The organism is Pectobacterium zantedeschiae (assembly GCF_004137795.1).
Lineage (GTDB): Bacteria > Pseudomonadota > Gammaproteobacteria > Enterobacterales > Enterobacteriaceae > Pectobacterium > Pectobacterium zantedeschiae.
Genome location: NZ_NWTM01000003.1, coordinates 120,997 through 136,013, shown reverse-complemented (window position 1 = coordinate 136,013; position 15,017 = coordinate 120,997). Strand labels below are relative to the sequence as shown.

The 15,017-nt window shown below is 54.4% G+C and carries 9 protein-coding genes; 3 read left to right on the top strand and 6 right to left on the bottom strand.

The genetic code is table 11. From position 1 onward, the window contains the following. Positions 1-2: 2 nt before the first annotated feature. From bcsC to bcsR, 6 genes are all read right to left on the bottom strand, one after another. Positions 3-3,482: a cellulose synthase complex outer membrane protein BcsC gene (bcsC, locus tag CLR69_RS17915; RefSeq protein WP_129712966.1), complete on the bottom strand. Its 3,480-nt coding sequence runs from the start codon at positions 3,480-3,482 to the stop codon at positions 3-5. Continuing rightward, positions 3,464-4,579 (bottom strand): cellulose synthase complex periplasmic endoglucanase BcsZ, encoded by a 1,116-nt coding sequence (gene bcsZ, locus CLR69_RS17910; RefSeq protein WP_129712967.1) that lies wholly within the window; start codon positions 4,577-4,579, stop codon positions 3,464-3,466. Before bcsZ ends, bcsC begins: the two co-directional genes overlap by 19 nt. 6 nt (positions 4,580-4,585) lie before the next feature. After that, entirely contained in the window at positions 4,586-6,943 is a 2,358-nt protein-coding gene (bcsB, locus tag CLR69_RS17905; protein WP_129712968.1) for a cellulose biosynthesis cyclic di-GMP-binding regulatory protein BcsB, read from the bottom strand. Between the two features lie 73 nt (positions 6,944-7,016). Beyond that, on the bottom strand, positions 7,017-9,716 hold the full coding sequence (gene bcsA, locus CLR69_RS17900; protein ID WP_129712969.1) for a UDP-forming cellulose synthase catalytic subunit: 2,700 nt from the start codon (positions 9,714-9,716) through the stop codon (positions 7,017-7,019). Continuing rightward, positions 9,713-10,450, bottom strand: coding sequence for a cellulose biosynthesis protein BcsQ (bcsQ, locus tag CLR69_RS17895; RefSeq protein WP_129712970.1), 738 nt, complete (start codon positions 10,448-10,450; stop codon positions 9,713-9,715). Before bcsQ ends, bcsA begins: the two co-directional genes overlap by 4 nt. 2 nt (positions 10,451-10,452) lie before the next feature. Then, positions 10,453-10,662 carry a cellulose biosynthesis protein BcsR gene (bcsR, locus tag CLR69_RS17890; protein WP_129707400.1) on the bottom strand — a complete coding sequence of 70 codons (210 nt, stop codon included), beginning with the start codon at positions 10,660-10,662 and terminating at the stop codon, positions 10,453-10,455. A gap of 544 nt (positions 10,663-11,206) precedes the next feature. Between bcsR and bcsE the strand changes: the two genes are divergently transcribed. The 3 genes from bcsE to bcsG are packed head-to-tail and all read left to right on the top strand — an operon-like array spanning position 11,207 to position 14,647. Beyond that, positions 11,207-12,781 (top strand): cellulose biosynthesis protein BcsE, encoded by a 1,575-nt coding sequence (bcsE, locus tag CLR69_RS17885; RefSeq protein ID WP_129712971.1) that lies wholly within the window; start codon positions 11,207-11,209, stop codon positions 12,779-12,781. After that, complete coding sequence (gene bcsF, locus CLR69_RS17880) at positions 12,781-12,999, top strand: cellulose biosynthesis protein BcsF (protein WP_129713036.1); 219 nt, start codon at positions 12,781-12,783, stop codon at positions 12,997-12,999. Before bcsE ends, bcsF begins: the two co-directional genes overlap by 1 nt. A 1-nt stretch (position 13,000) precedes the next feature. Further along, complete coding sequence (gene bcsG / locus CLR69_RS17875; RefSeq protein ID WP_129712972.1) at positions 13,001-14,647, top strand: cellulose biosynthesis protein BcsG; 1,647 nt, start codon at positions 13,001-13,003, stop codon at positions 14,645-14,647. Positions 14,648-15,017 lie beyond the last annotated feature (370 nt).

The following is a 15,017-nucleotide window of genomic DNA, read 5'->3' as shown; positions in this document are numbered from 1 at the left end:
CGCTATTTAAAGTCCGCGTACGGCGTAAGCGGCTGTGGTGGGCTGTCGAGATCGCCCTGCCAGCCGGAGGCGGAGTAGCGCAGGTAGAGGAGACCGTGGCTTGGGGTGTAGTCCTTCGCTTGCTGAATGTCGATACCGACACCCAGTGTCCAGTGTGAGCTGAGTCGGCGTTCGACGATGGCACGCGCCGTATAGCCGAAGCCGGAACTGCTGCTGCCCTGTTCGATATTGTTTCTGTCGGTGAGCGCGGCGTTGCCGAGCAGGTCGACAAGCGGGTAGCGACGCTGGTTTTTGGTGGAGGAGCGCGACCACGACAGCGATCCACCGAGTTCCCATGACCAGTTTTCCGTCCGTTGCCGATAGTTCACCGGCACACCCAGCGAGAAGTACTGCTGCGGGCTGTAGTAGCCGCCCTGACCGAGTGAGTAGCCACTCAAATCTTTCTGGTAGCGCCACCACATGCTGTTCAGGCCGACTGTGACGCGTCGGTTATCTTCGTTAATCAGCTTGTAGTAGTAGCCTGCCATCGCACGGGCGCGATCGTTATCGGCCACGTTTTTCCCCGTAATCTGGTGGAGGCTGAAATCACTCCAGACGCCGTGCGCTTCGCCCCGATCATAGCTCAGCCCGAGGCTGACACCTGTTGCACGTACGCCGCCCCAGGTAATGCCGGTGCCGGGATCTTTGGTGCCGCCGAACGCCAGCAATGAGCTGGAGATCGGGCGGCGCGAGGCCGTCGCTGTCCAGCCGATTTGCCGCCAGTCACCGCTGTAGCTTGCGCCACCGACGACATCGACCACGTCAAAGCCGAGCGGCGTGGTGCCGATATCCGCCGACCAGCGGTCGTTCTTCCAGCCTGCGGCAACGCTGGTGCCAGTGGCTTTCTGCGATTTGCCGTCGAAACAGTCCCGCGTGGCGCAGGTGCCGAAGGTTTCCCGGTAGGCGCCGTTGCTGTTCGTTGAGAAGGAACCGGCGTTCATCTGCACGGTATCGGTGCGGAAGAAGGCGCGGCCATCGTACAGCGGCATATCCAACTGCAACATGGTGTCGTGTGAACTGAGGTCAGAAATCCCACCGGTGCCGCTCGAACTCGAGTAATCATGATCGAGGGTGACGGTAATATCCTGTTTGCGATACAGGTCTGCGGCATCGGCGCGGATGCTACGTTGCAGCCAGTCGTCGCTACTTTTATTACGTGTCAGTCGGGTGTAGTCATCGTCGTTTTGTGGTAGCTCAGGGGTAATACCGCTGGCGACCATGGCCTGTTTATAGTCCTGCTGCGCCTGTTCCGGTTGGGATTGCTGTTGCTCAACGCGTGCTGCATCGCGGTAGACCAGGGCTTTACCCTGACCGATAGGCTCTTTCTGTGCATCAATTTTTAGCTGACGGAAAAGCGCTGTCGACTTTTGCGGATTGCCTACCGCTTGCCAGGCGTTGGCGACGCGCCGCTGTCCGTTGAGCGTATCAACCGCCTGCGCTGGAAGTTGGTTTAGGTGCTGGCGTGCCTCATCTTGCTGCCCCTGCGCGATAAACGCATCGATCTCACCCAACTGGGCGTCGGGGTTTTGTGGTTCACGTGTGCGGATGCGTTGATATTCTGCCAGAGCAGTTGCGTATTCACCCCGAGCCAGCGCCCAATCTGCCAGTAACAGATCGATACGTGTATCAGATGGCTGCTGACGCAGAAACGCGATGGCGGCGGATTCGTCACCTGCATCGCGTATCGTTTCTGCTTTCGCCAGCGTGGTTTGAATCGTCAGACGCTTTGATAAATCGCGCATGTCATTGCTCCACTGTGCCGCAGGCAGCGTATTCAGGTGAGCGAGGGCTTGCTCATCGCGATTGGTGGACGATAGGTAAAGTGAGTAAACGTAATTCTTCTCCGCGCTGTCGGGGGGCACGGCAGTAGCACGTTGTACTACGCTGTCTGCCTGCTGCGTTTGTCGCAGTTGGCGCAGTGTCTGAGCATAGTGATAAGCCAGCCACACATCGTTCGGATCTTGTCGGTTAGCCTGACGATATTTCTCCTCGGCCTGCGTCCACTGCTGCTGTTCAGACAACTGGTCCGCCTGCTGTTTCAGGATATCGAGTTGCAGGGCAGCAAGTGTCTCCCGCATCGTATTCTGCTGGCTGCGCGGCAGGCTGTTTAGGTAAGCGAGCGCTTTCTCCGGCGACTGTCGTAGGTAAATATCGACCAGTCCACGTAGGGCATTATCATTGCCGGGTTCAAGGTGCAAAGCCTGTTGATAGAACGGCTGAGCGGCAGCATCATTTTTGCTGGCAACTGCCACGTCGCCCAAACCAATCAGCGCATAAGCATTGGTATTATCCATCTGGCGTGCCTGCTGATATTTCTGCCGCGCCAGCGATAGGTTGTTAGCTTTTAGCGCGTTGTCACCTTCTGCAATGGTGGTCCAATATTGCGTGCTTTGGATGAGCCCTTCCCATTTGTCGCTGTTCAGGCGGTTAACATCTGCCTGCAATGCCTTCTGGAACTGTACCAGCGCTTTCGACCGATCGCCTGCACGCAGGTAAACCAGACCAATGGCACCGATTAGTTCGGGGTCGTTTGGCGTGGCGGCCAGCGCTTTATTCAACTCATTAAGTGTGGCGCTATTGCCGCCGCCGCCCTCAATCTGCGCCAGCGCACGCAGCCGCCCCTGATAAACCGGATCGGCTAATATTCCCTGCTGACGACTGAGTTCTTTACGTGCGGTTTCTGCCTGTTCGCCTTCATCAAAAACGGTCAGAAAGCGGTTTAGTTCAGCCACACTTTGTGGCGTGACCTGCATCCTGCCAATAATCTCCAGCCACAGCGATGCCGCCTGGCTACGCCCGACGGCGTCGTGAGAAAGCTGTTTCAGCAGGGGGTAGGCTTGTTCGTTACGATTCTGGCTAAATAACAATCGCGCCAGCACCATGCGCAGTGGCACATTATTGGGGTAGACCTGATCCAGTGCCTCCAGTTGCTTAATTGCAAGAGGTTGCTGGTCGGGCAGGCGTGAAACCAGGCGCCAATACTCCACCGCAAGATCGAGCGTTGGCGGATTGCCGTGAAAGATCGCGTCGTACTGAACTTTGGCTTCTGCATAGCGCCCGGCGGTAGATAACAGGCGCGCTTGCTGTAACTGCTGACGTGCGTCTTCCTGCGTCAGTGCCAGCGTTATTTCTGACTGACGGTAGGCGGCAGAGTCGTGTGCTACTGCCTTCAGTTTTTCCAACTGCTGGCGAGCCTGCGCCTGATCGCCTTGACGCAGTGCCAGCCGTAATCGGGCTGCGATAACCTCGGGGTTGTTTGGATCGATAAGTTCCAGTCGATAAAGCGATTGGCGCACGAGATCGTCTTTGTTGCTGGCCTCTCCCAGGCGCACCTGCTCCATCAAAAATTGCTCTGGCGGTGTGGTTTCTGCGCTATATGCCTGCGGTGCAGCAACCAACAATAGCGGGAGGAAGCGCAGCCAGTTTAAGGTGTTGTTGTGCATTGGCTGCCCCGGGACGGTAAAAGTTGGCCTTGTGACGTGAAGCGATAGCGCTTCTCATCCCATCCCTGACCAAAGAGCGTCAGAGAAGCAGAGAAATACGCATCGTCGCCCGGTGGATTAGCGGCGAGTCGTTGTCGCTGTGCTGCTAGTGCATCCGGCTGGCGGGATAGCATCGGAAGCAGGGAGGCAGAAAATCCGACTGACCCCTGTCCTGTGACAGCTCCCGTCGCGGTGTCCGTTTTTTCGGGCGGTAACCCCTGTTGGATCGTCTGTTGAATCATCGGCTGAAACTGCTTGATCAAGTCGGTTTTCCCTCTGCTGCTGTCTGCCATCATTCCTACCCACAGATAGACACGAATGGCGTCATAGCTGCCGACATTGGGTTTGGTGGTATCGGGCTGCCAGCCTTTACCCTTTTGCCAGATGACCCAATCAGGCGAAAATCCTTTCGGTGCGGTTTCCAGCAGCAGGCGTTGTGTCGTGCGCTGCATGGCTTTCCACTTCTCACCCAACGGAGCAAAACGAGCCAACAGCTGTGGTGGAAGGTAGCTAGGGTTTACGCGCCAGCTCTCTTTCTCTACGAAACCCACTTTACCGGGCAATAGCATCACACCCAGCCCTGGAATGTTAACGACTTCCTCTTTGGCGATACGAGCGAGCAGCGCAGTGCCCAGCGTTTGATAACGTGTTTCTTTCCACAGCCGGCCGGCTTCGAGCAGGTTATAGGCAATCCACAGATCGGCGTCAGAAGCGGAGTTCGGATCCAGTACCGTCCACTGCTTATCTTTGCTTTCTCCCCACAGCCAGGCAGGCAGATTAGCGCGTAAATCGCCAGAGGACAGATTGTCTTCCGTCCATTTCAGCAGCCGATCAAACATCACGCGATCGTTGGCGACCAGCGCAAAGAACATCGCGTAACTTTGCCCTTCGGACGTGGTGATTTTATTGGGCGTGGAGGTATCAATCACCCGTCCTTGCTCACTGATGTAATGCTGTTTGTATTGTTCCCAGGCGGGCCAGTCGCAGACGGCCGCTGTGGCTAGGGAAGCCCATAGCCACAGCAGTGTGGAGATCAGGTAACGCAGCACGCGTGGCATGATGCGTTAATCCCTTTCATCCGGCGACAGACGGCGGCGGCTGAAGAATTTCAGGCCACGCCACAGCAGCCAGGCAATGATGATGACGGTAAGGGTCGATATGATGGCCAGCCAGATGGGATGCTGTGCCAGCGCGTGCCAGATACGTTCCCACCACGGCAGATGGCCAACGTAATAAATGTCGCCGACTCGCAGATTATTGATGCCCGATTCACGGATGACGGAAACGGAACCAAATAGCGACGCTCTTTTTTCGCTGTCGATCAGCGCGTTGTTGAGTAGCGTATAACCCTGTGGGCTATCGGCTAATAGCGCAACAACGCTGCGCTGGTCGTGATACGGAGACTGGAAGCCGATAATTGCTGACATCGCTCCGTCACTGCTGACGGTGGTTTTGCTGTCTGGCTTCGCGTCAGATTCGGGCACGTCTATGTCCAGGATCGTGGTCTGGCGTGTCGGCTGCTTAATCCAGCTTTGCGTTTGCTCGACCAGCAGGTTGATTTTGCCGTCATCGTGCAGTTCAGGCGGGATAGCGCCGATCATCAAAATATCGCTGTCCTGTTTGTCTACCTGCGTCCAGTCGTCGCTGAGCTGCACTGCTAAGGCGGGGTAACCGGTTTGTGCTCCGATGTTGCCAATGGCATTCAGCAGTGCGCTAACTTGAGCGGGTTGCGGCTGTTTATTCACCAACACCAGCGTTTGTGACAGGTCAGCCAAGCGGCTAAATGGATAGCCTGCATTGGCAAAGGCACGTAGATCCGGCATCGCCATAAAGTGGCGATAGCCAGAGAAGTTAATCGTCGAATTACTGTCGATGACGGCGTGGTTTACAACGGGCGTATAAGTTTCGCAGCGGTCTGCGGTACCGCTGGAAAGCAACGTGGTGTAGTTGAAATCAAAACGCAACTGGTTGGTGGTGCCCAGTTTCAGTGCCGGAATTGACAGGCTTTTGTCAGAATCCCATAACCCCTGTGTGAGCGGCAGATGCATGAGCAGGGAGTTCTGATCGTGCTCCGGTGCCAGCGAGAAGGCCTGTACGAACTGGTTATTCAGATTGATGCTCAGACGGGATCCGTCCTGAATCTGCGGCGCGGTGTAGCGATATTTGAGGCGCATATCGATGCCCTGACTGCGGATCAGGAACAGATCAGGTGGCAGATTCATGGTCAGTGAAATCGGCCGGGGAACAATACCGTCGGTTTGCAACTGCTCGTTATATTGCTGAAGCTCAGTGAAGGTCATCGGACGATCAGTGCGCACCCAGTTTGGCGCATCATACGGCTGGCGTGGGGCGAGTTGCTCGACCTTATCGATGGTGACGCTTTGTCCACGGAACAGCGTGTTCCCCTGTGCGATGCCTTGCACGGCGGTGAGCAATTCATTGTCATCACGACCCTGCACCAACAGCAGTTTAACGTGAGGATTGTCAGGGTGGCTGATGATAGACACCGTCGGCCCGTTCACGGCAGGAGTATCACGCAGGAAATCTGGTCGCTTATCGTTGGTGGCGAAAACAATACCGTGTTGATCCGGCAACTGGTTGAAGAGAGCAGGGAAGGACTGCCCACGCCACTGTGCTTTGCTGCCAAACCAGGAGGCGAGCATCGCTGCGGCACGCTGTTGCACCAGATCTGGCTGACCAGCAAAGACGATGGGTAGCGTCAGCGGGCGGGTATCGCGGCTGTCAAAAAACGGTGCGGGGAACGGTGACAGATCGTCCCTCAGCGTCAGCTTTTGGAATTGCAGATTGAGTGCGCTGGCTTTGCTGACATCCAGCCACAGGCTGGTACTCGCCGGATTTTCACAGATGTTCTGATAATGGCCGACGAACACCAATTGCAGGCGGTTGAAGTCCGTGATGTAGCGCGGATCGAGAGGAATGCGGACGCGGTTCGACTTACCCATCTGCTCTTTGCCAAGCGCGGTAACGCCCATCAACTCATTGTTCAGATAAACCTTGATATGAGATTCGGTGGGGATTAGCGCTGGTGACGGGGTAAATTCGAGATCGAGGGAAGCCTGCGTGACGACTTCGTCACTACGAACGCCGAACTCAATCTGCCCATCAGGATTGATACCGCGTAATGCAAAGTTGCCCGGAGCTGGCGCGATTTGCGCAAACGGTATCACCATGTTGCGCACGGTAGCATTAGCTGACGGCTGCACCAATGGGATCGTGGGTTCGCTCGTCGTAGACATGCCCGTCGCAGGTGTATCCGCTGCTGGCGTTGCGGTGGCAGCATTGGTGGACGGCTGGGTAGCGCCTCCCACAGCCGGTGTTTGTGCGTGCGGCGCGGTGACAGCCTGAGATAATGAGCTGACGCCTAAAGCCAATGCGGTGAACCAGATTATTTTTTTCGTCATCGTGTCATCATCAATGTTAAGGGTCTTTTTCTTTGTTGGGAAAAAGGCCGTTGATCACGCCTGTGAATGGCAATCAAGCCACTGTCTTTTCTGTAAACAGGTTCTCTTGTGCAAATCGCGTTTCATGGGCCGACGGTGTCTTGCCCTGATGTACGGTTTTTTCCGGCAGCGTAGCGTCCGGCTGTTCTGTTGTGGTGCGTTTCCCTACATAGCGCGGGATGAATGACACGACCCACACCACAATGCTGAGAAAGGCCAGAATAATGTTGCGTATGACGGGTGGCGCGTAATCTGCCAGACGCAGGTAGCCGCGAAAGCCGAGTGCCAGTACATCAACCAGACTTTCAACCGGTTTATCCTGCGGAAAGCTGTCTTGCCAGAGCGCCCAGGTATCGGCGCGGGCAAAGGTACATTGAATGAAATCAATATGCTGGCGGATGGTCAGATTGGTCATGCGCAGGCCAATCTTGTTGTCGAACGCGCGGGTGACGCTGAAAGGGAAGGCGTACTCCTGCTGACCGCGTTTTAACAACAGTGAGACGTTGTCTCCGACCTGAAGAATTCCTGATTCACGGGCTTCAACGCCGACACCGCCATCAGAGTAGTCGCGCAGGACGCAGGGGAAAAGGTGACCATCGGTGCGGAGGATGGCCGCGGACATCGACATTTCCACTCGGTGCGCCTGACGCACCTGCTTGGCTTCTACGGCAACCGCGACGGCTCCGCCTAAAATAGTCATGTTGTACACGACCCAGAGCAGGCTGATGAGCACCGTCATGATCTCTTCCGACGGCCCATAAATCAGACGCCAGATGCCATACACCACCCCAGCGATATTCAGCAGCACCAGTACCAGATAAGGCCGCGTAATCACCCAGTCGACGTGCTGTTCTTCAACCAGCCCACCTTTGGCCGTCACGTTGAATTTCCCTTTGTGTGGGTTAAACAGTGCAACGGTGGTGGGACGAGCGATGTACCACGCCAGCACAGTTTCATAGATCTCACTCCAGAAAGAGTGGCGGTAGCGACCCTGAATACGCGAATTGGTCAGGCTGGCGTGCACCATGTGCGGCAGCACGTAGAGTGCAATCGCCAACGCCGGGGCGAAAATGATGTAGGCGTGTATCAGAAGAAATGCCAGCGGCGCGGTCAGAAAGATTAGCCGGGGAATACCGGACAGGAAATGCATCATGGCGTTGGCATAACATAGACGCTGGCCTAGCTTCAGCCCTTTGCCGAATAAGGGGTTATCCAACCGGAAGATTTGTACCATTCCGCGCGCCCAGCGAATGCGCTGCCCGATATGGGCTGAGAGGCTCTCGGTCGCCAGTCCGGCAGCCTGCGGAATACGGATATAGGCTGAGCTGTATCCACGGCGATGCAGGCGCAGTGAGGTGTGGGCATCCTCCGTCACCGTTTCGACTGCGATGCCGCCAATTTCATCCAGCGGTTTACGCCGTAGGATGGCGCAGGAACCGCAGAAGAACGTGGCGTCCCACATGTCGTTACCGTCCTGAACCAAACCGTAGAACAGGGTGCCTTCGTTGGGCGTGCGGCGAAAGCGTCCCAGATTGCGCTCGAACGGATCGGGCGAGAAGAAATGGTGTGGTGTTTGTAACATCGCCAGCTTTTTGTCTTTGAAAAACCAGCCCATAGTCAGTTGCAGGAAGGAGCGGGTAGGGACGTGGTCGCAGTCGAAAATGGCGACGAACTCGCCTGTTGCCTGTTTCAGAGCATTGTTGATATTCCCGGCTTTGGCGTGCTCGTGCGTGACGCGGGCGATGTAATGGACGCCAACTTCTTCTGCGAAGGCTTTAAATTCGGCACGGCCACCGTCGTCCAGAATATAAATATTGAGCTTGTCTTTAGGCCAATCGATGCCCAGCGCGGCATATACCGTCGGTTTCACGACGCTTAGTGGTTCATTGTAGGTCGGGATCATGAGATCGACGGTCGGCCACGTTTGACTGTCTTCCGGCAGCGAAACGGGGTGACGGTTCAACGGCCAGATCGTCTGGAAATAACCGAGAACCAGAACGACCCAGGCATAGGTTTCTGCTGCCAGCAGCAATAGGCCACAGACCAGACTGACGGGATCGTCCCAGTTCAGTGTTTCGGTGTAGCGCCACCACAGGTAGCGGCAGGAGACCGTGAAAGAAAGGGCAATCATCATGAGCGTCGGCATGCGTCCCGGCATGTTGCGAACGAGCATGGCGATGCCCCACAGCAGCGTCATGAAAATAAACTGCGACAGTAAATCAAACGGCTGCGTGATGCACAGGAGCGCCAGTGCTGCACACAATAGGCTCAGCGTCACCGTCACCAGCGTCTGTACGCGGTTCATCCGGCGGGAGCCTGATTCACTGTCTTCGCGATCGTCAGTATTCGCGTGGCTAAAGCGGGTAAACAGCTTTTGCTGCACGTTCATATAGCGTTGCCGCCAGCGCGGTAAAGCAGAGAAGTAGTTACGGCGTGATGTAGGCAACTGGCCATTTTTGATTGTCAGCAGCCAAATACCTTGTGTCAGATAGCGAAGAACATCCGCGGGACGTGGGCGCTGAGGCGAAATGTGCGGGAACCAGTAGGTTCGTTGCGCCCGAATCTGTTGCCAGCCGTCAGACTCCAGCCGCAGGAAGATCCAGCCGAGTATCGCAAACAGCGTGGCGAAAAAGGCGGCAAAGGCGGACGCACCTTTCTGACGATAGCCGCGGTAGCGTTGCTGTATCGCTTGTCTGGCGGGGGGAACGAGGAATAAGCGCAGGATACTACTCATACGCCGCTTTCCTTAACGTGAATCAGGCACCAGTTTGCCAGCGTCATGACCTCTTCTGCTGCTACGCTGTCTGGGCGGCACTCGCCCAGCGGCTGCTTCAGCATGAGTGATTCTGACAAGGCTTCGTCACGGTGTACCACCAGCGGCAGCAGATGTGACAGCGTGTGCAGCCAGAGCTGGTGCAAATCCTGCTGAAGCGTACTGAGAGTGGAAAATTGATTAACCAGAAAGTGGCACTGACGCGGCAGTGCCTGTTGGTGTAGACGTGAATGGCAGTTGGCATCTGCCACCACCACCTGAAAAACGGTATTTGCGGTAGCCAACGCCTGCCGTGTAAGCGGACTGTTGTCCGCCGGTACATCGATCAATATCCAGCGGTGGCGGCCTGCGGTGGCGAGCTGTGCCAGATTGTTTTGCCATGTCGCGGGGTGCTGCTGGTAATGCTGTTGCAGTGTCGCGATTTCCTGCGTGTTCAGGCGGCCAAACGGCAGAAAATCCAGTCTAGGGAGATATTGCATGGCACCGGTTTGCCACGGTGCGCCGTCAGCTTCCGCCCGCGCCCAGCCACGACGCTGCTCGAACGGCATATTAAAGTTAATGCGTAACAAATTGTCCGGCGAGAAATCAATCACCAGCGCGGATTCTCCCAGCCGTTGGAACGCCCATCCCAGTGCTGCGGCTATCGAGGTTGTGCCTACACCTCCACGGATTCCTTGCAATGCAATAACGGGCATCGTCAATCGCTCCCAGCCGGTTCTTTTAGTTCATTCAGTAGCGGCCAGCGAGCCATCATTTGGCTCAAACGCGCCTGACGGGCAATATCGATATAGTTTATTTCAGGTAAAGAAAAAGCCTGGCTGAGAACCCGTAAGTCGTCATCGGATCTTGCATTTTCGGTTAAATCGGCGCGTGCGCTGGTATCTATACGAGTCGGTTCGTTATTCATTCCATGCCTCTGAAATAGGCTATCCATTATCATTGAGCACGATAAAGGGAAACATCTGAATGGCAGATGTAGTAGTTCTTTATTACACCCACAATGGACGGTCTGGCAGATGAAGGCTTACGCCTCTGCTGTTTTTAATAAAATAGTGGGCAGGCCAATTAACTATAGCAATGAATTGGTGTTTGCAATGTTGAACGCTAAAAATAGTAAAAGCGGGAATTTATTAAGGGATCAGAATAATTAATGGCGCGACGTTGTGATCCTACAAGGGGCTGCTAGAGTTTATTTTGACTGTGTTATACCCGTCCTACTTCAAGTTGCATGTGCGTTGGCTACGATACTCGGCACGCTGTGCGTGTGCCTCGCCCCGCTGGGGCCGCTGCAAGCAGCGTTCAAATTTGCCTTTGGCATATTTGTCAGTCACCCGAATCACTTACTTGTGTAAGTTCATCGGGACGCCTTCCCTTGCCACCTGCCTGAGACTCGAATTATCCAGGGTATATTAGGGTTGGTTACCGCCATTAATGGAAAAGAAAATCAGTCTATGAAGCAGAACTTTTCATTAGGTATTCGTCACCTTTGGGATGAGTTGGCTGCGCTCCAGCAGGCTGGCTTTTATTGGGTGAATATTGATCGACAGGTTGATGCCACATTATTTTGCCATCAGGTCATACATGGCCAAAATAACGACGCGAGAGTGGCGTTAATAGGCTGTGGGGAACGATCTGACACGCTGCTGACTGCATTACTTAATACTGAATTAAAACAATTAACTTGCTATGCATTGCCGGAAAATAAAGCCGCGTTGCTGAATTTAACCGATGACTTAATGCGTTCATTACGCCCAAAGAATCGCCTTCTGCTGCTTTACGCGCCAGCCAGCTTGTGGCGGGACATTTCGCCGGAGAGGTTACAGCGGTGGGTGGACGACACGGCGGCATGGCTACATCAGCGACAGTGTACGCTGTTGGTTATCAGCCACAGTAGCGGCGTAACCCGTTTGAGGAATATGTTGATTTCCCAGCATCGTGGGCTCTACGGGCTGGCCAGCCTGCAATGGCAGCAGGATCGCGCGCAGTATTTAGTGTCATGGTGGGCAACGGAAAGAGGTGTGCGAGCGAATCAGGTACAGATGCTGCAATCCGATAATGACGGATGGCAAATGCTGACGGAAGAAGAGCCTGTTCTCACTCCTTCGTTGAATGACGATGGACTCTTTCTGATGGAAAGAAGCGTGATGGAAGGCGCACCTGCGCTGTCAGAAAATTGGCAGTTAATGGATGATAACGCCATTTTGGTACAGACTGGCATGCTGACGCATGCGGCAACCCTTGTTTTTGCGCTCAATCAGACCAATCAGGTCGATACGCTTGCCAAACAGGTCCATAGCCTGCGCCGTCAACGCGGTGAATTGCTAAAGATAGTGGTGCGGGAAATGAAACCTTGCCTGCGTGCCAGCGACGAGCGTCTGTTATTGGCGTGTGGCGCAAATCTTATTGTCTCCCATTCAGAGCCGTTATCCCGCTTTCTGACACGGATTGAAAGCGTACAAGGGCAGCGCTTTACTAAACATGTTCCTGTCGATGTCGATATTCTGTTAACCACCATGCGGCCGCTACAGATTAAGGGCTACCAGCCACCGGAGACATTTCGGCAGTCTGTGCAAATGTTGATTGATAGCACGTTGATGCCTGAAGGCAGTAAAGGCGTGCTGGTGGCATTCCGTCCCGTGCCGGGTGTTCGAGCGGCGCAGGCGTTGACGCTGTGTACGCTGCGGCGTTTTGGCGATGTTGTTACGATTGCGCAGGGGCGCTTGTTTTTGTTTCTGTCCAATTGTCGCTTGAATGAGCTGGACATTGCGTTGAAGTCAATCTTCCGCCTGCCAGTAGATGAAGTGTTCAGTAATCGTATTGTGTGGTCACAAGACTTACAGATTCTGGCGGAGATTAAATCGTTGATGCAGGACAGTACCTCCGGGAAGGGGCAGCAGATTAATGATTATGTGCAATTGCAACGGACTGAATCTGTACCACATAGTCAGACGCCGCGGCGCGAGCCTATTGCTATTGATTTACTCGAATACGATTTATTGACCCGTGCACCGGGAGAATCATCATGATGAACCTGATTGATATCGTTCAACTGGTGTTATTGAGTGCGGTCATCTTCTTTACGCTCGGCTATCTGGCACATCGTGTGATTCCCCACTGGATTCAGTACTGGAAAAATAGGCTATTGTCGCCGCGCTACCTGAAGCCCGCGAGTGTCTGGATGCGTAGCCCTTCTTCAACAAAGACGGTCTCAACCAAGCCGACTTCAGCAGAGACTAAAAAATAAAATGGACGAAAAAACACGTACGCAGCAACAGCAAAATATATGGCGTTACTGGCGTGGACTCGGTGCCTGGAATTTGTATTTTTTGCTGAAATTTGCCCTGTTATGGTTTGGCTACCTGAATTTTCATCCGCTGCTTAATTTGGTATTTCTGGCGTTTCTGCTGTTCCCGATCCCCAATGTCATGCTGCTCCGCTGGCGTCATATTATTGCTATTCCGCTCGGTATCGGGCTTTTTTATCATGATACCTGGCTACCAGGTATCAACAGTATTCTCAGCCAGGGTTCGCAGGTTGCGGGCTTTAGTACAGCCTATTTGCTAGAGCTGTTAAATCGCTTCATTAACTGGCAAATGGTCGGTGCGGCAGTAGTGATTACCGTAGCTTACCTGTTCTTCGCACAGTGGATTCGAATTACGGTGTTTACCGTGGCGGCGCTGGCGTGGTTAAACATCGTCAATCTGGCTGGCCCTGCTGTTTCGCTGATGCCTGCGGTATCGACGGCGTCCGTATCTCCGGGGGCCGCTTCTCCAACGGGCGGAGGAACCGCGCTGCCCGAGGCAACCTTACCGCCAACGAGCGCGAACCTAACGGCTTATCTGAATCAGTTTTATACGCGAGAAAAAGCGCGAACTACGGCGTTCCCCGCTACGTTGCCGCAGGATGCACAGCCTTTTGATCTCCTGATAATCAACATCTGTTCGCTGTCGTGGTCGGACATAGAAGTCGCGCAGTTGGAAAATCATCCGCTGTGGAAGAAGTTCGATATCCTGTTCCGGCAGTTTAACTCTGCTACCGCGTATAGTGGGCCAGCATCAATCCGCCTGCTGCGGGCAAGCTGTGGTCAACAGTCTCACACCGATTTGTACCAGCCAGTGAACCAGCAGTGCTTCCTGTTCAGTAATTTGGTGAAGCTGGGTTTTGAAGAGCAACTTATGCTCGATCATTCCGGCGTTTTTGGGAATTACCTGCGTGAGGTACGTGAAGAGGGTGACATTCAGATTCCAATGCTGTCGCAAGAGGGCATTAGTCACCAGATTACCTCGTTTGACGGCGAGCCGATTTATAACGATCTGGAGCTGTTAAATCGCTGGTTGGGTGAGCGAGGTAAAGCGACGACGGCGCGCAACGCGACCTTCTTTAACCTGATTCCCCTACATGACGGTAACCGCTTTGTTGGGACCAACCAGTCGGCTGACTATGCGCCACGTGCGAAGATTCTGTTTGATCAACTGGATGCCTTTTTTGACGAGCTGCAAAAATCCGGTCGTAAAGTGATGGTGGTGGTGGTGCCAGAGCATGGCGCGGCGCTAGCAGGGGATAAGATGCAAATGTCTGGTCTGCGGGATATCCCTAGCCCGAGCATCACGCATATTCCTGTTGGTGTGAAACTGTTCGGTTTACAGGCACCACATCAGGGCAGTGCGCTGGAGGTTACGTCTCCGAGCAGCTATCTGGCGATTTCGGAACTGGTGGCACGGATGGTGGATGGCAAGATGTTCACCGCGCCTTCTGTGGACTGGCAAACGCTGACGAGCGCACTGCCGCAAACGGAAGCGATCTCGGAAAATGAGAACGCTATCGTGATGCAATATCAGGGGAAACCCTACATTCGTTTGAATGGTGGCGACTGGGTGCCTTACCCGCAATAGCGCCAACGCCATAGCATTATGCCAATCGTTTAAGCCTTGAGATACACGGACGACCGCAGGGGTGAGGTATCCCTGCGGGAGCTTCCCCCTGTGTTTCCCCTAAAAACGGACAGTATTAGGTCGGCACAACACGTTCTATCAGGTAGCTACCTGCCCTTATTCATCGCCCGCGATATTCTCTCTATCCCTAAATCGCCACGCTAGCTTATACGGGGGATATACCCTATTCTGAGGCCGCGTTAACGCTGTTGCCGGCGCTTGCCTAGGATTAAGATGAAATCCCCCGAACATCAGTAGAAAACAGCGTTGAGGCGACGATAAGCTGCCTTATACTATTTGCCGAGTGTAACTTATGCGCGCCACGGCGCGT